Source organism: Paenibacillus chungangensis (genome assembly GCF_042675905.1).
GTDB lineage: Bacteria > Bacillota > Bacilli > Paenibacillales > Paenibacillaceae > Pristimantibacillus > Pristimantibacillus chungangensis.
On record NZ_JBHTJZ010000012.1, the window covers coordinates 126,211 to 147,829 of the forward strand.

The 21,619-nt window shown below is 51.0% G+C and carries 8 protein-coding genes and 1 CRISPR repeat array; of the genes, 6 read left to right on the top strand and 2 right to left on the bottom strand.

The genetic code is table 11. The features are described 5' to 3' along the window. The first annotated feature begins 18 nt into the window (after nt 1–18). On the top strand, nt 19–2,826 hold the full coding sequence (locus tag ACFQ2I_RS11670) for an S-layer homology domain-containing protein (protein ID WP_377564384.1): 2,808 nt from the start codon (nt 19–21) through the stop codon (nt 2,824–2,826). 72 nt (nt 2,827–2,898) lie between these two features. On the opposite strand, the gene ACFQ2I_RS11675 is transcribed toward ACFQ2I_RS11670, so the two are convergent. Further along, a complete protein-coding gene (locus ACFQ2I_RS11675; RefSeq protein WP_377564385.1) occupies nt 2,899–4,416 on the bottom strand; it encodes a GGDEF domain-containing protein in 1,518 nt (505 codons plus the stop codon). A gap of 150 nt (nt 4,417–4,566) precedes the next feature. Here ACFQ2I_RS11675 and ACFQ2I_RS11680 point away from each other — a divergent pair, with 150 nt between their 5' ends. Next, complete coding sequence (locus ACFQ2I_RS11680; protein WP_377564492.1) at nt 4,567–9,633, top strand: AAA family ATPase; 5,067 nt, start codon at nt 4,567–4,569, stop codon at nt 9,631–9,633. A 19-nt stretch (nt 9,634–9,652) separates the two neighbouring features. After that, on the top strand, nt 9,653–10,300 hold the full coding sequence (locus ACFQ2I_RS11685) for a response regulator (protein ID WP_377564386.1): 648 nt from the start codon (nt 9,653–9,655) through the stop codon (nt 10,298–10,300). Between the two features lie 268 nt (nt 10,301–10,568). Here the strand turns inward: ACFQ2I_RS11685 and ACFQ2I_RS11690 are convergent, their stop codons facing one another. Next, nucleotides 10,569–10,883, bottom strand: a complete 315-nt coding sequence (locus ACFQ2I_RS11690; RefSeq protein ID WP_377564387.1) for a hypothetical protein — start codon at nt 10,881–10,883, stop codon at nt 10,569–10,571. 918 nt (nt 10,884–11,801) lie between these two features. Next, nucleotides 11,802–16,559: a CRISPR direct-repeat array (repeat unit 32 nt; unit sequence GTCGCTCCCTACGCGGGAGCGTGGATTGAAAC). 311 nt (nt 16,560–16,870) lie between these two features. Between ACFQ2I_RS11690 and cas3 the strand changes: the two genes are divergently transcribed. The 3 genes from cas3 to cas8c are packed head-to-tail and all read left to right on the top strand — an operon-like array spanning nt 16,871 to nt 21,619. Continuing rightward, entirely contained in the window at nt 16,871–19,153 is a 2,283-nt protein-coding gene (gene cas3 / locus ACFQ2I_RS11695) for a CRISPR-associated helicase Cas3' (RefSeq protein ID WP_377564388.1), read from the top strand. Nucleotides 19,154–19,172: 19 nt separating this feature from the next. Then, complete coding sequence (cas5c, locus tag ACFQ2I_RS11700) at nt 19,173–19,820, top strand: type I-C CRISPR-associated protein Cas5c (protein WP_377564389.1); 648 nt, start codon at nt 19,173–19,175, stop codon at nt 19,818–19,820. Continuing rightward, a complete protein-coding gene (cas8c, locus tag ACFQ2I_RS11705) occupies nt 19,817–21,619 on the top strand; it encodes a type I-C CRISPR-associated protein Cas8c/Csd1 (RefSeq protein ID WP_377564390.1) in 1,803 nt (600 codons plus the stop codon). Before cas5c ends, cas8c begins: the two co-directional genes overlap by 4 nt.

Here is a 21,619-nt window from a genome sequence, read left to right on the forward strand (position 1 = left end):
AGTAAAGGAGACAATGAAATGATCAGATTCATGAGCTCTGAAGAGGTAAACAAGACGGGACAGCGATGGAAGAAAGGGGTGATCAGCACCCTGTCGGCGGCATTGGTCGTCAGCCCGATGGTTGCGATGGTTCCGGCTGCCGTACAGGCAGCGCCTATAACAGGAGCTGTTCCAGCTGTAGGAGACGGGACTTCCGTCGATCCCTATATCGTGACAACACCTGAAGAACTATATTATATGAATACTGCAAGGGGCTCGCATTTTAAGCTGGGCGCCAATATCGATCTTGGTGAATACGAGTGGAGCCCGATCGTGGGTTTTGCGGGAACGTTGGACGGAGACGGCCATTATATTAACAATTTGAAGATTACGCAATATCACGACGACATTGGTTTGTTCGGAACTATTGCCTCTGGTGGAAGCGTTAAAAATATAGGCATACTAAATGCGGACATCGTTATTTCGTCTGGCGGGTTTCAACTCAATGGCAGAGCTGGAATCATTGCGGGATCGAATAACGGAATGATCGAAAACGGTCATGTGTCCGGGCAGATTAAGGTGATGGATGTCAATATTAATTATATTAGTGCTTTTAGTAGAATTGACGGTGGACTGGTCGGTAGTAACGGATCGTTGGCGACAATTAGAAATTCTCTAGCTCAAGTGGACGTTAAGCAAGAAGGTTACGCTTATTATGATAACGGTAAGATCGGGGGGCTTGCAGGAGAGAATTGGGGCAATATTTCCAATAGCTATTTTGTGGGAATCGTAAAAGATGAAGTCGAAGGTCACCCTGCTTATACGTATGATTTTTCTAACCCAGGCGGCAGCGTCGGGAATGCGATATTAGGCAGCAGTGTTACTGGGACCTATTGGGATTCCACGGTTGGCGGCTCGATCGATAACGGAAGGGGGGGCATTCCCAAGAGTACGGAGGAAATGATGAGCCAGCAGACTTATGCCAGTGGGGACCCTGGTACGGATTGGGACTTTGATGATGTATGGGCGATCCAAGAGGGCGTCACGTATCCCTTCCTGCGCCACTACCAGCCTCAGGTCGTTCAAGAGGTAGTGGATACGACGATTAATGTGGCGGATGGATCTTACAGCATCGACCTTGCTTCCTCGTTCGCGGACCCAGCGGGTGATGCGTTGACGATTACGGCCGTATCCAGCGATCCTGCGATATTGACGGTTCAAGTGAACGGGAATCAGCTGATGCTGACACCGATTGCGTCGGGGACGGCAACCGTGACCGCAACGGCTCTCAACCCGCAAGGTGCTGTCGTCACAGACTCCTTCATCGTCACGGTAGCGCCGGCAGGCACGGTAACGGGGGCGGTGTATGGACCGGGCAACAGCCCGATTAGCGGAGCCAGCGTATCAATCGGTGAGATCAGCGTCGTCACGGATGCGGAGGGACAATTCACGCTGACGGATATCGCGCCGGGAAGTCACACAGTGACTGTCAGCAGCGCGGGTTATCATAACGGAACGGCGACAGTGACGGTCACGGCGGGGCAAAGTGTCAGCACGGGCAACATCGTGCTCGCCCAGGTTCACACGACAGGCACGGTAACGGGGGCGGTGTATGGACCGGACAACAGCCCGATTAACGGAGCCAGCGTATCAATCGGTGAGATCAGCGTCGTCACGGATGCGGAGGGACAATTCACGCTGACGGATATCGCGCCGGGAAGTCACACAGTGACTGTCAGCAGCGCGGGTTATCATAACGGAACGGCGACAGTGACGGTCACGGCGGGGCAAAGTGTCAGCACGGGCAACATCGTGCTGGCCCAGGTTCACACGACAGGCACGGTAACGGGGGCGGTGTATGGACCGGGCAACAGCCCGATTAACGGAGCCAGCGTATCAATCGGTGAGATCAGCGTCGTCACGGATGCGGAGGGACAATTCACGCTGACGGATATCGCACCTGGTAATCAGACGATTAACGTAAGCAGATCAGGCTATTACAGCAGATCAGCGACGGTGACTGTAAGTGCGGGAGAGAGTGTAAGCGCGGGCATTATCTCACTAACGCTTGTGAGCCATCCGCCAACGATTCCACCTATACCGCCAACAACACCGGAGCCTACTGATCCGGAGCCTACTGATCCGGAAACTACCGATCCGGAGTCTGTCGATCCGACGTCGCCTGCAGCGGATACTGTGTTTAACAGCAGTGTAATCGATAGTACTGAGTTGAGAGCATTCCTGAAGAGCAGGGTTGAAGCAGCCGACCAATCTCCTGCTTCTCAGCAGTTCACGGATACGAACGGACATTGGGCCCAATCGACCATCCATACCTTTGCGAAGCTAGGGGTCATTGAAGGATATGGAGATGGTCAATTCATGCCGAACGCTCACATTACCCGAGCTCAATTCGCAGCCATACTGAATCGCGTGTTCCATCTTGAGGCCGACATGGAGTCCGATGTATCGTTCACGGATATTACAGGCCATTGGGGCAGCGACGCCATTCTGAGACTTGCTCAAGCAGGCGTAATCAACGGTTATCCGGATGCCACCTTCCAGCCGGACGAGGCGATTTCTCGTGAAGAGATGGTCGTAATTCTGACTCGGCTTCTGAACCTTGCTTCATTGTCCAAGGATAGCGCGAGGGGCGGTTTTACCGACCTGTCCGACTCCTATGCGGCAGAGGAGATTGAGGCAGCCGTTCAAGCAGGGATTATTCAGGGGAAATCAACCGGTCTTTTCCAGCCGAAAAACAGCGCTACGCGCGCGGAGGCATTAACGATCATGATGAATATATTGCGTCTTGATCCGCAAGTGAAGCAGCTACTGGATTCCTTGAAATAATAGATGATTACAATACAATAAACGTCTTGAGACAAGGTGACCTCTGGACACAGAGGTCACCTTTCTATATCGCTATACTGTGGCGCGGCTGCGCTTCATCTCGAACATCGCATTGTCGGCGGCATTAATAAGCGCCTGCCCGTCTGTCCCGTCAGCAGGGTAATAACTCGCGCCGATGCTGATGCCGACTGGAAGCGTACCATATGGTGCGGTATACCTGTTGAACTCGTCCTGCATATGTTGAATGAGTGTCTGAATCTCCCGAACGGCAGGGGAATGGCGAATAATCAGAATGAATTCGTCCCCTCCCATTCTGGCAGCCACTCCGCGGTCAGCGACTACTTGTTGCATGATTCGCGCCGCTTGCCGCAAGGCGTCATCGCCGGCGAGATGCCCCCGGTTATCGTTCAGCCATTTGAGTTGATCCAGGTCAATCAGCAGCAATGCCAGTGTCTCTTGGTGAGTGGAGGCTTCCTCCAGAGCTTCTTCCAATTTCTCGTAGAAGTATCTTCGGTTGGGAAGCCGCGTAAGCGGATCATGATAGGCGAGGAATCGGATTTCATCCTGCTGCTGCTTCTGGAACGTAATATCCCGGAGTATGAGGAGGATATGCAGCTCGTTGTCAACCCACACATAGTCGGCATTCACAAGCAGAGCCATCCGCCCGGCATTCGTTTCAATCTCTGTCTCCATCTGTTTGACTGCCAGTTGGGCATGGATTCTAGTTGTAATCTCATGATTAAGCAACTGGAGACAGCGGTCAGGCTCTACCCTAATAGAGTCGAAGAAGCGTTTCGCGCCTGGATTGGCGGTTTTGACATTTCCTTTCAGGTTCACCAGCACAATTGCATCCGGATTCAGGTTATAGAGCTTCTCGAACCGTTTGTCGTACAAATTCAGGAAGTCATGCTTCCGCATCGTTCGTCGCAGGAAGTAACACCACAAGATGCCACTGTATAAGTAGGGATAAGGCGGCAAGCTATCCCCGAAGTTGATATAACCGAAGATAGCGTGCCAGACGATAGAAATCGAAATTCCCCAGATCAGTTGCTTGTAGATCGATCTCTGCTCTTGCGTTCTAGCCTTGGAGATCGCGATGAGGAGCGGAATCAAAAAGAGGAGATCCATGAACACGCTTGAAGTCATAGCGATGTAATACCCCTCGTTATAGACAGGAAGCTTCCACATGCCGGCTTCCACGAATTGCTGCGCGGAGATCAGTTGCGCACCAGTGGCCAGATTGACGGCGACGAATAGAAGCGGCAAATAAAAGACCCAGGGGTAGAACCACCGCGAAAGTCCGGCATCTAATGAAGTGAATTTGATCAGAAAATGAAAGCACAATCCAGGGATGATGATGCCAACGCTGCTGAGCCATAAGGAAGAGAGCAAGGGACTGTAAGCGATGGACACCTGATTCCTGACGTATTCTTCAGCGAACAACAGCAAATAACAGATGGCTATCAAGCTCAGTAGAATGTGCTCGACCTTCCTGAAGTTCCTGAGCAGAACGTCGGTCGCCATATAGGCAAAAAATAAAATCGGCAAGCCATGTGTAAATAATAGGAGAAGTGCATCTTCCAGGTTCACGAAATCACCATATCTTCCCATTGAATTCTTGGATGTAAGAAAAATCTTCTATTATTTTAACCTAATATGGAAATGTTGTGTATGAATGAATTTAGTATTTTGATATGATGATCAATAAAATCGACAAATTCAGGTGCAAGTGTGGTGAGAATGATGTTGGCATTATCGGGGGTCCGGGTGGTGGAAACGCTCGGGAGCAATGAGGAAATCAGTCTATATCGTGTAGTGCGCATAGCAGATGGTCAGAGCTTCATTGTGAAAACGATCAGCGAATCCTATGCCGGCTCCGATAAGACCGCTTCCTTCGAATATGAATATGAACGGCTTCGGGAATTGAACGGGAAGGGAACTCTCCTCCCCGATCGACTGGAAGTGTCGGGGGATCGTCCCTATCTGTTCCTGCAGGACCCGGGCGGGACGACGTTGGACCAAGTGATGCGGACGCGACGGTCTTCCCTCAAGCTGCAGGAGCTTCTTGAGACCGCGATTGCCATGGCGGGTTGTCTTCAGCAGCTCCATCAAGAACATGTTACCGTGCATGAAATCGTCCCTTTCTATTTACTGGTGAATGAAAGTCTTACCGATGTCAAGGTGCTCGATGTCCGTTCGTGCAGAGCGGAAGGGCAACCTCTACCATCGCATTCAGCCAGCCGCCTGGATTCCCATCTGCCCTACTTGTCCCCGGAACAGACGAGAAGAACAGGGAGGATGACGGACTACCGAACGGACTTTTATGCTTTAGGCACGATTCTCTATGAATGGTTTGCCGGGAGCGTGCCATTCTCAGCGCAGCATGCTATGGATCTGATACACAAGCATTTAGCCTCTACTCCAGAGCCGGTCTCGCATCGCAATAAATCCATCCCCAGTATGGTCTCGGATATTGTCTTGAAATGTATGGAGAAGATGCCTGATGAGAGGTACGCAAGCGCGTACGGCATGAAATCGGACTTGGAAGAGTGTCTGGTTCAGCTTAGGGTAACCGGGACTATCCGGCCATTTCCTCTCGCCACTCACGATATATCGGAGAGATGGATTGTGTCCGAAGGACTCATAGGAAGACGTGCCGAGCAGCAAGTGTTGCTGCAAGCGCTGCAGCGGGCATCCGAAGGCGCGCATGAGATGATCTGGATCAGCGGAAAGGCGGGGATCGGCAAGACAGCCCTTGTGCGGGAGACCCTTCGTGGAGCAGTGCCTGCGGAGGGGGTGTTCATTGTCGCCCAATCCGCTTCTTCGACAACCGCGCGTCCGTACGAGATTTGGCTGCAAGTGATAGAGCAATTGGTGGCTCGGTTGCTGACGGTGAACCCATTGCAAGCGGAAATATGGAAATTGCGAATATTGGATGCGGTACAGGACTTCGGGCAACTGCTAATCGATTCTGTTCCTCGCATGGCCTTGTTAATTGGAGAACAGCCGGAAGTGGAAGTTCTGCCTCCAGAGGAAGCTCGAATCCGGTTCCAGCTTGTCATGGATGCATTCTTTCGCTTATTTCTAGGACAGGAGCGGCCATTCGTTCTCTTCATGGATGATTTGCAATGGGCGGATGAAGCCTCTATTCATTATCTAAGTCATTGGCTGGCGGATGAGGCTGCGAAGCATCTGCTTGTCGTGGGCGCCTATCGGGATCAAGAGCTGCTTCTGAGGCATCCGCTCCAAGAGATGATGGGACAGCTCCCGGACACGGGGATGCCCATCCAGCACATTCATCTCGCCGCTTTTGATCAAGCGACTTTGAGAATGCTGCTGAAGCCCGTTATGCAAGGGGAGATTGAAGGGGACAGCGAGTTAATTAGTGTTTTGTTGCGGAAAACTGAAGGAAACCCTCTATATTTGCAGCAATTTCTGCAGGACTTATGGGTTCACAAGCTCGTGACCTTCAATGAACGAAGCAGAATCTGGGAATGGGATGTTCGGCGAATTCAGGAGCGGGATGTGCCCCACCAAGCGGCGGAATTCATGTCGGACTCGCTCAAGCAGCTACCCGCTCATACCGTTGGTGTGCTTAGTCAAGCGGCGTGTCTAGGCAAGCAATTTGATCTGTATACGCTCTCTGCCGTGACAGGTCTCTCTACAGATCAACTATTAGCGGCCGTGGAAAGTGCTGTAAGCCGTCGGATGCTGCAGCCGATTCATGGCATACCGATGAATTATGCTTTCCAGCATGAGCGTATACGGCAATCCGCATATGCGTCGGTATCCGAGCGGGAGAAGACTCGGCTGCATATGGAGATTGGGCTGCTTATGGTACAGCGCATGAATGCTGGCGAGGATATCTCAATATGCGACATATTAAGTCATTGGAATCAAGCGTCGCAAGCGCTTGTGCTTCGAGGGAGAGGGCAAGAGCTGGCAGAAATGAACCTGCAAGCGGGTCTTGAGGCGAAGCAATCCGAGGATATCGAAGCCGCGCTTGATTACTTTCGTCAGGCTACGAAGTTGTTGGAAGAGGAAGGATGGGACAGCTGCTATTCGTTAACTTATCAAGCCTATAAGGAACGAGCGGAAGCGGAATTTTTGAGCGCTCATTTTTCTGAAGCTCAGCAATTATTTCATCATATTTTGAGCCATGCCGCGACAGATTATGATAAAGCGAAAGCTTGTCTTATGTTGATTCGGATGGAGACGAATCGCGATCGCTTTCATGAAGTGCTTGCTTTAAGCGAGAAGGCTTTAGGGTATCTTGGCCTCCGTTATCGTTCGAATGCCGGTTCGTCGCAATTGCTGCGGCAATGGATGCGGATACGATGGAAGCTTCGCAACACATCTGTTGAGATGCTCGAATTTTATCCCCCCATGACGGATGAACGGCATCAAGCGGCGATGTCTATTCTGGATTATGCGAGCCATGCCAGCTTCGTGCTGGATAAGAACGGATGGTTCTCCTCTATTCTAATGATGCTGGAGCTGACGATAGATGATGGAATGACGGAAGAAGCTTCCGTCGCATTCGCCGGATATGCCATGGTGCTAAGCTTTAAGTTTCATCAGCATGAAGCAGCTTATAAGTGGGGAACGCTTGCTTGCAAAGTGTCCAAGTCGAACGCGAGGCTGCATGCTTTGGCTGTCAGTTCCTTCTCGGTGTGCTATAACAGCTGGAGAAGATATGAGCCCCATTTTTTGCCGGTTTCCGCAGATACGGCCAGCAAGAAGGCGCTGCAGTCCGGCGATCTCTGGAACGCCAATCAGAGCATGTTGCTTAACTGTGCGCTGCTTTTTCAATTCAGCCACCCGCTCAGAGACATTTATCGCAGACTTTTGGAGTACGCCCCTCATTTTCAAAGGAACGACAATCTTCTGCATGGGAAGCAAGCGGCTATTCTCGCTCGTATGATTCAGGAGCTGACAGGATATCAAGCTGAGCATGATCCGTATATCGGAATTGACATTCAGGAGAGATCGTTTGTTGAAGATGTGTCTGGTACCAATGATTATTTTCTCCAGGAATTCGTGTATATCTATCAATATATAACCGGTTATCTCTTCGGTCATTATGAGCAAGCCTATGTAGCGCTTGAAGGTTGCATGCAGCTTGCTGAACTGCGCTCTGAACCGTCTGCGGATTCATCCAGCCACGACTATTATCGTGTGTTGGTTCTAAGAGAAAGATACTCCGCCCGGACGAAGCGGGAACAAGCAGGAGACTGGCGAGAAATTCGCCGGTGTCTCAGAAGACTGAAAACAATGGCGCGCCACTCTCCCCAAAATGGCTTGCACAAATACTTGCTGGCCAAGGCGGAGGCGGCGTCCCTGAGAGGCCGTGATCGTCAGGCGGAGTCATTATATGAGCAAGCATTGGAAACGGCTGTCGCCAACGGTCTCATTCATGACGCCGGTACGGCGGCAGAGTGCTTCGCCAAGCATTGTATCGCCAGGGGGAAGGTTCGGCTTGCCAAGCTCTATATCCATGAAGCCTATGAGTCTTATCGGAGATGGGGAGCGCTTGCCAAGGCAGCAAGTATGGAAGTAATGTACAGGCACTTGTTGCATCTTAAGCGGGAGACGGATACCGATCTGGAGCGTATCGATTATCTCTCTGTTGTCATGTCCGCGCAGGCTTTGTCCGGCGAGATGGAGATGGACAAGCTGCTTCGCATGCTGATGCGGATCATGATGCAGAATGCGGGGGCGGATTACGGCGCGCTTATGTTCGAGGACGAAGAAGGTTGGAAGATCGAAGCTTGTGGATCATCGGAAGAACTGCATATTGCTTCGACTCCGCTGGAACAGGGGCAAGATCTGGTTCCCGTCGCGATTATCGACTATACCGCAAGAACGAGAGAAGAAGTAGTTCTGAACGATGCCGCTGCCAGCGGGTTGTTCCAGCGGAATGACTACATTAAGAACAAAGAATTGAAATCCGTGCTTTGCTTGCCAATTACGAACCAGAACAAGCTGATCTGCCTGCTCTATCTGGAGAACAACTTGTCGTCAGGGGTATTTACGGAGGAGCGGCTGGACGTGTTGAAGCTGCTCAGCTCACAATGTGCCATATCCTTAGCGAATGCCAAGTTGTATTCAGGCATTCAATATTTGAAGAGCAACTTGGAGGATCAAGTTGCGGAACGAACAAGCGCACTGGAAAAATCCATGCGTGCAACCTCAGAAGCGTTAGCCGAGACGACGGTCTACGCAGAGCGAACAAGGATCGCGCAGGAGATTCATGATATTGTCGGCCATACTCTCACCTCAACAATTCTTCAGATTGAAGCGGGTAGACGGCTTCTGCAAAAGGACATGGACAGCGCGGTCGTGCGACTGAAGGAAGCGCAAGACCTTGTTCGGCACAGCTTAAGCGAAATTCGCAATTCCGTCCATATGCTGAAGGAGGACAAGTACTATGATATCGAAGTGTCGCTTCGGCAGCTTATTTATGACACGGAGCGAAATACGGGGGTAGTCGTGCATGCGTCGATTGACTCTGTACCGCATCTGTCTTTTATGCACAAGAAGGTCGTCTATCACGCGTTACAGGAAGGGTTAACGAATGGCATTCGGCATGGGGACAGCAATGAATTTTATTTTCGTCTGGAAGATAACGGATCAAGAGTGCTGTTCAGCCTCGCCGACAACGGCAAGGGTACGAGTCGTATTGAGATGGGATTCGGGCTTACTATGATGAGGGAGCGCGTACAACAGTTGAAGGGAACGCTTCAGATGGATTCCGAGCCGAATAAAGGGAGCTTGCTGCGTATTCAATTGCCGTATGAAAACTAAAAAAGCGGGAAGGTGTCATATGATCACTATAGTCATAGCGGACGATCAGATGCTGACGAGAGAAGGATTAAAGACCATTCTGGATCTGGAGGACGATATCGAAGTCGTCGGCATTGCCCGTAACGGAGCGGAAGCTTGCGAGCTTGTCGCTACTCTTCATCCGACGCTTGCGATCCTGGACGTTCAGATGCCGGAGATGGATGGCATTGCAGCATTGAAGGAGATCAAGAAGAGCCATCCGGAGACGTTCGTTCTTATCTTGTCCACGTTCCTTGATGACAACTATATCGTAGACGGCATGGCGAGTGGCGCGAGCGGCTATCTGTTGAAGGATATGGATGCGGATAAAATGATTGCAGCGATTCGCGACACCGTATCCGGTCAGTTCATTCTACCGTCGGCGGTAGCTGCCAAGCTGGCGACTCGCCTATCGCAGATATCCACGCTGAACCCTTATTCTGCATCCACCCGGGTTCAAAGCGTTCAGCTGACCGATCGCGAGAAGGAGCTGGCCGAGCTCGTATTGAAGGGGTACAGCAATCGGGAGATTGCAGCAACCCTGTATATCTCGGAGGGGACTGTTCGCAATTATATCAGCAATCTCTATGGCAAATTGGATGTAATGGATCGCGTACAGGCGATTGTACGCTTGCAGAGTTTTATGTGAAGACGCGTTACTACTTAGGTCTAGTCGGCACAAGGTACGTTTGACGGGGCTATGTGAGCAAAATGAGCGATAGCGCACACTTTTTTCTATTTTTCCGATTCTATGTGAACAAAATGAGCGATAACTCCTACTTATTGGCGGTACGAGGCACGCTTGACAGGGCTATGTGAGCAAAATGAGCGATAGCGCACACTTTTTTCTGTTTTTCCAATTCTATGTGATAGGAAAGTGCTCACCTGTGGACAGCATTATTTTATCGCTATCTCCCTTAAACTGGGTCCAGACGAAGCCGAACGGAGAGTGGTCTTCGTTTTTGTATCGGAGGCGAGAAGCGCCTTGAAGAATTGCCCGGCTTTCTTGTCATTGTCCGATGCGGCGATGAAGCGCCCTGTATGCTTCTTCTGTCCGGTATCGCCATCGAACAGGGAGAACTCTGAATGGGTCCATCGATATTGCTGTAAGTCAGATAGCGAACCAAGACGTCTGAGTCAGTCCAGCCGTACCAATCTATATTGGTCGTATTGCCGGAGAATTCGGGAGCTTCTAGTGTAATGGCCTTGCTGTTCTCCGACAACGGAAGCATAATCAACTTCCTTTGGCCGGCAACCATCGACGTATCTATGCGTATTTCCGCTCCAAAGGCTTCTACCTGCGGCCTCTTCCTTCCACAGATCGAGAAGCTCCGTCGTCGGTTCTGTTGTTGATGCCGGTAGTGATGCAGGCGTTGCCGTTGCCTTTACCGAATCAGGCATGGCAGACAATTCGATAGCATTCTTCCAACTGTTTATGTTTTCTTCACGAGGCTCGAAGATGGTGCAGCCCGTCATGAACAACAAGATGATCAGCAGAGGGAATAGCCCTATGGACAGGTGTTTTCATTTCGCATTCCACACCATTCTATCCCAATACTCCTCCAAAGCCTCATGCCAATCCGCTCCTCTATATGCCTATTGTCCATTAACATTTTTTGGTGGGTGAAAGTTGCGATATCGCAAGAGAAAATTGGCAGCCGAAACAGTCTTCAATCGCTCAAATTTATCATTTAACAGCAAAAGTGTGGAGATAAGTGATGGTTATCGCTCAAAGTGGTAACACAGCAGAAAATTGAGGCTGAGGAGCACTCATTGGAGCGCTGGAGTCATGAGAAAGTTGCACTTCTATTTTTAACCTTTCAGTTAAATCAAATATTGATGTTTATTAATAATCCAGTGTTTTTTCCTCATATCGCGTATGTTAAAATGTGTAATGAGGTTATTGCCAATGTGGTTAAAATGGGGGAAGTAGAAGGATTCACAAACTACAAGCTAGTTTGAGATGAGATTTATAGTCCGGTGCGAACCCGAAGTGAACATTAAAATCCGGGGAGGTTCGCAATCCCTTGATAAGACTGGGGTTGCGGCTGTATTGCAAGAAATTGGGCAGATCGTTTTGTCGCGAAGCGAAGGGGTTCGCGCAAATTTGCTTAAAATCTCTAGTCGCATCAAGCCTCCCATGGGGTACAGTCGCTCCCTACGCGGGAGCGTGGATTGAAACTCCGCCCATCAATACGCTGGCTACGCGGTCGCGGTCGCTCCCTACGCGGGAGCGTGGATTGAAACGGAGATGTCGCGCGGCCGTTTCGTCTATGATTTCGTCGCTCCCTACGCGGGAGCGTGGATTGAAACCGATGCGGAGATACTGGCGAATCCATTTCACCGCGTCGCTCCCTACGCGGGAGCGTGGATTGAAACTACCCACGATGCTGGGCACGACTGGCGGTAACGTCGCTCCCTACGCGGGAGCGTGGATTGAAACATTGGGATATGCCGCGAGCTTCCCACATTGGGCGAGTCGCTCCCTACGCGGGAGCGTGGATTGAAACCGATAGCGTTAGACCGAACGGTGTTTAGCGAAGCGTCGCTCCCTACGCGGGAGCGTGGATTGAAACCGTATTCGTTGGCGGTGCGCTGCCGTCGAGTAAGTCGCTCCCTACGCGGGAGCGTGGATTGAAACATTTTATCCACCTCCTAGTATGGCATGTTTTTGGTCGCTCCCTACGCGGGAGCGTGGATTGAAACCATGCCAATCTATGCCAGCTTGATTACAGGTATGGTCGCTCCCTACGCGGGAGCGTGGATTGAAACAACTTTTGATAAAGCTTTAAATCCAGAGGGAGTTGTCGCTCCCTACGCGGGAGCGTGGATTGAAACTCTTCCCGAGCTGTCCGCATTGTTTGATCTGGGAGTCGCTCCCTACGCGGGAGCGTGGATTGAAACGACTTTTTTCCGCGCATTACGTCATGGGCGAAGTGATAGTCGCTCCCTACGCGGGAGCGTGGATTGAAACACCAAACTGGCGGCACTCACCAAAAATATCCCGGTCGCTCCCTACGCGGGAGCGTGGATTGAAACACAAACGGAATCGCGGCGAAAAGAAAAGGAATTGTCGCTCCCTACGCGGGAGCGTGGATTGAAACATGGGGTGATGCGCTCACGAGCGGAAACTTTTCGTCGCTCCCTACGCGGGAGCGTGGATTGAAACTGTGTATGCTGGCGGTAACGTCGTTGCTCATAAGTCGCTCCCTACGCGGGAGCGTGGATTGAAACCTCGGCCGCAAACTTAGCGTCAAGTTCCGCCGCGTCGCTCCCTACGCGGGAGCGTGGATTGAAACGCGTACTTCTTGATCGCCGCGAACACCCCTTGCGCGTCGCTCCCTACGCGGGAGCGTGGATTGAAACAGGTGCTGGCCGCTGAACTGAGAAAGGGGTTGAGGTCGCTCCCTACGCGGGAGCGTGGATTGAAACACAGCAGATGACGTTTATGACGGGGTGCAATCGTCGCTCCCTACGCGGGAGCGTGGATTGAAACGTCAATGACTACTGTATCGAACGGCCACTGACTGGTCGCTCCCTACGCGGGAGCGTGGATTGAAACCGAATCGCGAAGCGGTTGTATTTTAAATCATTAGTCGCTCCCTACGCGGGAGCGTGGATTGAAACGATAGCTTTGCTATAACCCCTGAACGGTACATTCGTCGCTCCCTACGCGGGAACGTGGATTGAAACAGTCCTCCAATCTACCAACTATCATTACTCCTCGGTCGCTCCCTACGCGGGAGCGTGGATTGAAACCGAATCACGTACACGAAATGCCTCACACTCATATGTCGCTCCCTACGCGGGAGCGTGGATTGAAACCAACATGGACCACCTGCACGCAATTCCTGAGCGTCGCTCCCTACGCGGGAGCGTGGATTGAAACATGGCAAACATGCATCTGCAATTAATACTTGGGTCGCTCCCTACGCGGGAGCGTGGATTGAAACTGACCGCTATCATCAACTGGCGAACAGCTAGAAGTCGCTCCCTACGCGGGAGCGTGGATTGAAACTTTATGTCTCGAAATGGGACGATCCACACACATGTCGCTCCCTACGCGGGAGCGTGGATTGAAACAAAATATTTACGGAAGAACAAATGGAAAAGATGAGTCGCTCCCTACGCGGGAGCGTGGATTGAAACTGTAATGAGATCCAGAGGTTCGGGCCGTTTAACGTCGCTCCCTACGCGGGAGCGTGGATTGAAACAGGCATGGGCGCTGGAGCGTATGGCTTGGTTCATGTCGCTCCCTACGCGGGAGCGTGGATTGAAACGTTGATAGTCAGCGCCTCTCTCAGCTTTGCAACATGTCGCTCCCTACGCGGGAGCGTGGATTGAAACCCGTTCAACCTCTTCTGGACATAATCCGGCGTGTGTCGCTCCCTACGCGGGAGCGTGGATTGAAACATTCTCTCAGTCCTTTCATTGGCATAAAAAAAGAGGTCGCTCCCTACGCGGGAGCGTGGATTGAAACTACTACAGTTTATTATCTGATATACTGGTTATAGTCGCTCCCTACGCGGGAGCGTGGATTGAAACATGTCTGTTGGTGAGAACGCGACAGGAGAAGTGCGTCGCTCCCTACGCGGGAGCGTGGATTGAAACGTTTGTAACTGGATTAGCACACATTAATACTACGGTCGCTCCCTACGCGGGAGCGTGGATTGAAACACGCTCGCTCCCCTAGTAGGGCAAAGACGGGGAGGTCGCTCCCTACGCGGGAGCGTGGATTGAAACGTATCCGTCCACGTTGCCGCCGTCCAATCATACTGGTCGCTCCCTACGCGGGAGCGTGGATTGAAACATAATCACGTTTTGTCTTGGGTACGTCTTTGATAGTCGCTCCCTACGCGGGAGCGTGGATTGAAACCATCACTATCAATTAATTTAACTTGAGTAGTCTGTCGCTCCCTACGCGGGAGCGTGGATTGAAACACCAAAGCTATTGGAAATGCAACAACCCCTCCAGTCGCTCCCTACGCGGGAGCGTGGATTGAAACTTTGCTGGCGTTTCGATCGGGGCTTTGAATCGCAGTCGCTCCCTACGCGGGAGCGTGGATTGAAACAAAGATAGCGGTGGCGGATCAGGCGGAATAGTTGGTCGCTCCCTACGCGGGAGCGTGGATTGAAACTCGAGCTGCCGGATGTCGATTACGACAACGAAGGTCGCTCCCTACGCGGGAGCGTGGATTGAAACCAGTTCAAACCTACTTTTCAATCCTTTGCTCCAAGTCGCTCCCTACGCGGGAGCGTGGATTGAAACCCCTCTCAATGTTTATACCTTATTATAACCCGTTGTCGCTCCCTACGCGGGAGCGTGGATTGAAACACCCCTCTTGTATAAAAGGCTTGCCCTCCCTCTTGGTCGCTCCCTACGCGGGAGCGTGGATTGAAACGATCACTCCTTGTTATTTATATATCAAGTATATGTCGCTCCCTACGCGGGAGCGTGGATTGAAACCAAAATTGGAAGGCAGCCAACCCAGCTGTTGCAGGTCGCTCCCTACGCGGGAGCGTGGATTGAAACTTCAAAAGCTTATGATGATACCGACTCGTTGATGTCGCTCCCTACGCGGGAGCGTGGATTGAAACCTTACTGGCTGGACAAGAGGGAGATGTCTCAGGCGTCGCTCCCTACGCGGGAGCGTGGATTGAAACGGATAGCCTTACGCAGCGAAGTTTCAGCCCAGTGTCGCTCCCTACGCGGAAGCGTGGATTGAAACGGTGGAATACACTCAATCGCCCAAAACTGATCAACGTCGCTCCCTACGCGGGAGCGTGGATTGAAACTGCAATCGGAGGTCGTCATTAGATCCTATCGTGCGTCGCTCCCTACGCGGGAGCGTGGATTGAAACATGACCAATCCGGAGGAGGCTGCATTGCTGAAGGTCGCTCCCTACGCGGGAGCGTGGATTGAAACCGCACGACACGCCTAATAATCGGCGTCCAGGCTGTCGCTCCCTACGCGGGAGCGTGGATTGAAACCCCAGAAGTTCTGCGTAACCATGGATTGGACATGTCGCTCCCTACGCGGGAGCGTGGATTGAAACTCATTAAACGGAAGTACATGCCCTTTGTAATGAGTCGCTCCCTACGCGGGAGCGTGGATTGAAACATCAAAGCATGGGCTTGTCTTCAGCAATACTAGTCGCTCCCTACGCGGGAGCGTGGATTGAAACCGTATTTTAACGGAACCGACGGCGCGCTAATCGGTCGCTCCCTACGCGGGAGCGTGGATTGAAACAGGAATGCCATAAGCGTTTCGATTTTTATCTCTTGTCGCTCCCTACGCGGGAGCGTGGATTGAAACTCGGCGGCACTGTGCCGCTTTTACATGGTCTTTGTCGCTCCCTACGCGGGAGCGTGGATTGAAACCTTGAGCTCCTCAGTCTGTTTGGCACTAAATTGTGTCGCTCCCTACGCGGGAGCGTGGATTGAAACTCAACAGCTTCCAAGTGATCGAGCAACCCGGCAAGTCGCTCCCTACGCGGGAGCGTGGATTGAAACAAACGAAAAGCATGTTTGAATAACGGGATATATGTCGCTCCCTACGCGGGAGCGTGGATTGAAACAAGATATGGGACGATAGTCAGCAGTTTGTGGCTAGTCGCTCCCTACGCGGGAGCGTGGATTGAAACTGTCGAGCAGTCTGTCCCTTTCCTCTCTCAGTTTGTCGCTCCCTACGCGGGAGCGTGGATTGAAACAGCCCGGCAGCTGCACATATTAGCTGCAAGCTGTGTCGCTCCCTACGCGAGAGCGTGGATTGAAACGATCCGGGTAATTGCCTTTTGTTTGAAATCGACGTCGCTCCCTACGCGGGAGCGTGGATTGAAACAAAGTTGATCTGTGAGCTTTGTTGAATGCCCGGAGTCGCTCCCTACGCGGGAGCGTGGATTGAAACAAAATATGCAGAGTGCAGAGGTGATAAGATGCTTGTCGCTCCCTACGCGGGAGGGGTTGAAACTGGAAAACGCGGATTTAATACGCACCATGGTATTGTCGCTCCTAGCACAGGAGCATAGCCGCCCCTTCAGCAGTGACGATTGCTGAATTGAGCGGCTTTTTATATAGGTGTGTAGACCTAAAAAAAGTACATGAAATTTCTGTGATTTAAAAGGAAAACATTAACTTTTATAGAATATGATATGGTGATGTATGATTTTGTCGAAGTTTGATTTTCTAGCTCATTTCCTTATAGAAGGCGGGTGAAATATGTCTTTTTATGCGCATACGAAGGAGGAAGGCCAGCCCCAATTGCTATTGCATCATTTGGAAAATGTAGCACGCTTGGCTGAACAGTATGCGAATGTTTTCGGGGCAGGCCACTTAGGATATATCGCTGGACTGATGCATGATCTCGGAAAGTATTCAGATGAGTTCCAACAGCGTCTTGCCGGGAGTAAGCGTCGCGTCGATCATTCTACTGCAGGAGCAAGGTGGGCTCTTCACGCTGAATGGTTAACGAAATATAAGGGTGCGACGGGACTCGATGCTTTTTTTGCAAAGTTAGTGTCTATGGCTATTGCCGGACATCATGGCGGCTTGAGAAATTACGGCACGAAGGACGCAGAAGGTACATATTGGCATCGTATCGCAAGAGAATCTCCCTCTATTCCATCATTTACAGCGGCATGGGGTGAGCTTCATATTAAAGAAATGCCAAGAACAATTCCCCAAGGCTTCGCTCCTAGGTTGCTTTGTGTAGATAATCTGGGATGGAAGTACAGCTTTCTGGGTCGAATGATCTATTCTAGTCTTGTGGATGCCGACTCCGTAGATACAAGGGACTATTGCAATGATGGTGATCGATTACTGATGGAGAATAGATCAATTCCATCTATGCAACAATTATTTGAAAGGCTGCAACTACACTTGAAGTCATTCAGCGATGCGGACGACTCAGTCGTCAACAGGCAGCGCCAAAACATTCAACAAACATGTTTGCGTCAAGCCGAATTACCGCCCGGTTTATTTTCGCTCTCTGTGCCGACAGGCGGCGGGAAGACGTTCTCTTCACTTGCATTTGCACTGAAGCACGCCAGCTTGCACGGCAAGCGCCGAGTCATTTATGTCATTCCATTTACCAGCATTATTGATCAGACAGCACGACATTTTCGGAAAGCAGTGGGAGACGAAGCTGTGCTGGAGCATCACTCTAATTTTAATCACGAGGAATATTCGGAAAATTATGACGATGACGAGATTAGACGATTAAAGCTGAGTACCGAGAACTGGGATATGCCTATAATCGTCACGACATCGGTACAGTTTTTTGAGTCCCTATTCGCCAATCAGAGAAGCAAGTGCCGGAAGCTGCATCATATCGCCGATGCTGTCGTTGTACTCGATGAAGCGCAGAGTTTGCCCAGAGGCTATATGGCGCCATGCTTGCGAGCATTGGAAGAACTGGTCGAATCGTATGGCTGCACGACTGTATTATGCACGGCTACGCAACCTCCCTGGGAACAACTCGGAGCTGCGGTTACAGAAATGATGGATAGACCTACTCCTCAAGAGTTGTTCCATGCGTTCAAGCGAGTAGAAATTTCTTCGCACGGCTCGCCAGCAAGGCCGATCGGCGACGAGACTGTCGTCGATTGGATACTGAGCAACAGACAATTACTCTGTATAGTCAATACTCGCAGACATGCCAAGGAACTATATGACCGGTTGAAAGGGGAAGCTGCTGAAGGTCTGTACCATCTTAGCGGTCGCATGTGCGCGAGACATCGTCAAGAGGTGTTGGAGGAGATCAAAGAACGATTGATAGATCAACTCCCCTGCCGATTAATATCCACTCAGCTTATTGAAGCGGGTGTGGATATTGATTTTCCTATCGTGCTGCGCGCGATGGCAGGGTTGGATTCCATCGCACAAGCGGCAGGCAGATGCAATCGGGAAGGGAAGCGCGATAAGGGCGAGGTACGGGTCTTCTATCCCGAGCAGCATGGCATGCCCTCGCGAGGTTGGATGAAAGAAACTGCGACGGAAGCGAGCAATGTGATGCGTTATGTGCATGCAGATCCGTTATCGCAAGAAGCAATGGATAACTACTTTGATCGAATTTACGGATTGAACGGTACTCCAATAGCAGTCAAGCAACGCTTCCGCTCGCATAACAAGCTTATTGACTCCGAGGGTATTTTGGATTTGTTGTGGGACAAGCGGAAGAACGGGGAAATCCCCTTTCAGGAAATTGCGGAGCGTGTTCAGTTTAACGATGATAGCATGCGGGCAATTATTGTGCCTTACGATGAGAAGGCGGTGGAGTGGATCGAGGAGTTGAAGGGCAGCCCGTACCCGAATAAGCAACTTCGTGCTTTGCAGCCTTATTCGGTTCAAGTGTACCAGCATGAGTTGACTGCCATGCTCCAAGCCGATTTGCTGCGGCAAGCAAGCGGTGCATTATATTTGACCGACGCTTCCTATTACAACGCAGAAGCGGGATTGCTTCAAGCAGATGCTTCTGTCGAACAAGACATTTTAATTTTCTAATAATGAAGGAGATGTACGCATGGGTTACGGGATCAAGCTGAAGGTGTGGGGAGATTATGCTTTGTTCTCCAGACCTGAGATGCGGGTAGAGCGAGTAAGCTATGATGTCATGACGCCCTCAGTGGCCAGAGGGATTCTGGAAGCCGTACATTGGAAGCCGGCTATCAGCTGGCGGATCGATCGCATTCATGTGCTGAACCCCATCGTATTTGACAATATTCGGCGCAACGAAGTGGAGTCGAAGGCATCGAAGAGAAAGACGGAGATCTATGCAACTGAAGAGCGCCAACAACGCGCATCTTTGGTGCTTAAAGATGTTGCTTATATTATAGAAGCCCACTTTGAGATGACCGACAAGCAAGGAGAGGAAGATACGCCGGAGAAGCATTATAATATCTTCCTTCGTCGGGCAAGACAAGGCCAATGTTTTCATCGGCCTTACTTCGGAACACGCGAGTTTCCGGTTCAATTCGAGTTGATCGAGGACGATGGAGATATTGCCAATAGTGTGCATTCAGGAACGGTGGACCTTGGTTATATGCTGCTGGATCAGACCTATCAATTGAATGACAAGGGTGAAGTTGTGGAAGTGACGCCGTATTTCTTCCGAGCGGAGATGATTAACGGCATTGTGGAGGTTCCGTCTAGAAGGGAGGCTATGCGTTGATCCTTCAATCGCTCTACGCCTATTACGAGAAATTGCTGGAAGAAGAAAGCGATGGCATTCCGCGTGAAGGGTATAGTGCTGTTGCTGCCGCTTTTGAAGTTCATTTGGACGAAGAAGGACAAGTTTCCAGTATTATTCCTTATGTGAATGAAAAGGGTAAGCCGGCGAAGCGAACTTACATTGTGCCGGAGCAGCGGAAACGAGCAGGGAAGACAATCGTTCCATACTTTCTCTGTGATAAAGCGGAGTACTTATTTGGGGAATCGTTGGAAATGCGGGAAATATGTCGAATAGAGATGCGAGCGGAGTGGCAGAAGATTTTAGATAGAGTGAAAGAGAATACGCCTGAAGTACAAGCTCTCCATAAGTTCATTGCATGGGATGCCGAGCAGCTAACTGCACAGTTGGACGGAATACTGTCGGAGGATGTGCGAGCTTCATTGCTGGGTGGCGGTTTTTGCGTGTTGCGATATGCACCGACAGGGCGGTATATGCACGATGACCGCATGTTGCAGACAGCTTGGGAGGGCTACAGCCAACAAGAGCAGAACGGAGCGGCAGGGGAAGAGCAAATGTGTTTAATGACGGGAGAAATTGTACCTGCCAGCCAGATTGCAAGGCTTCATCCAAACATTAAAAATGTAGTAGGCGCTCAATCCTCTGGCGCAGCGATTGTTTCATTCAATATTCCTTCTTTCTGTTCGTACGGCAAGGAGCAATCTTATAACGCCCCAACTTCAAAAAAAGCGGCAGATGCATACGGCTATGTCCTGAACAGATTGCTGGCAGATCCCAAGCATCGTGTGCGCTTTAACGATACGACAGTTGTGTTCTGGGTGGAGTCGGGTCAGCAAGAAGAACAGGAGTTCCTGACATGCCTATTGCAGGAAAGTAGTGAACAAGGGGGTAACCACATTGAAAATCCGGATGCTGATAGTATTCGAGAACGAGTCAAGGGCGCTGTTGAAGGGATACGCAAAGGCCAGCGGTTCCAAGATACGTTCGATGATTTGAACGGAGATGCCAAGTTCTATGTGCTGGGCCTGTCGCCGAATGCGGCGAGAGTTGCCATCCGCTTCTGGTATACCGGGACGCTGAAAGAGCTGGGAGCTAAAGTATGGCAGCATTATGAAGACTTGTCCATCGTAGGTCTGAACCGTAGCCCCGCCATTCGTGAGATACTGCGGGAGCTGGCCGTTGGCCGAGAGTGGGGCAACATTCCCCCGAACATGGAAGGACAATTGTTCCGATCGGTGATGCTTGGCGGAGCTTATTCCCGTGCTGTATTCGTTCAGCTAATCAATCGGATACGAGCGGACAAGGACAATCCGCAGAAGGGGATTTATAAGATCGGAGCATTGCGGGCAGCGATGCTGAAAGCATATTTAAAACGTAGCGCTCGCTTGAGAGGCGACGATCAATTGGAGGGAGAGTTGACAATGGGCGAAAATGTGGAATCTAAAAGCGTACCGTACCATCTGGGAAGATTGTTTGCTTGTCTGGAGAAAACGCAGGCGAATGCACTGGGCCAGCAATTGAATGCAACTGTAAGGGACCGCTTCTGGGGGGCGGCTTCGGCATCTCCGTCTACCGTGTTTCCAAGATTGTTGAACCTGGCGCAGCATCATGTGTCCAAAGACGAGCAATGGGGCAGATACAATGACGATCTGATACAAAAAGTAATGACGGCTCTGCCAGAGAAGCTTCCCCGCAGATTGACATTGGAAGAGCAAGGCATGTTTGCTATCGGCTATTACCATAAGCGTGAAAGCTTCTATACGAACAAGAAAGACCAATAA

Coding starts and splice junctions, on each gene's coding strand:
- ACFQ2I_RS11670 (WP_377564384.1), top strand. CDS start 19: ATGATCAGATTCATGAGCTCTGAAGAGGTAAACAAGACGGGACAGCGA.
- ACFQ2I_RS11680 (WP_377564492.1), top strand. CDS start 4,567: ATGATGTTGGCATTATCGGGGGTCCGGGTGGTGGAAACGCTCGGGAGC.
- ACFQ2I_RS11685 (WP_377564386.1), top strand. CDS start 9,653: ATGATCACTATAGTCATAGCGGACGATCAGATGCTGACGAGAGAAGGA.
- ACFQ2I_RS11690 (WP_377564387.1), bottom strand. CDS start 10,883: ATGCTTCCGTTGTCGGAGAACAGCAAGGCCATTACACTAGAAGCTCCC.
- cas3 (WP_377564388.1), top strand. CDS start 16,871: ATGTCTTTTTATGCGCATACGAAGGAGGAAGGCCAGCCCCAATTGCTA.
- cas5c (WP_377564389.1), top strand. CDS start 19,173: ATGGGTTACGGGATCAAGCTGAAGGTGTGGGGAGATTATGCTTTGTTC.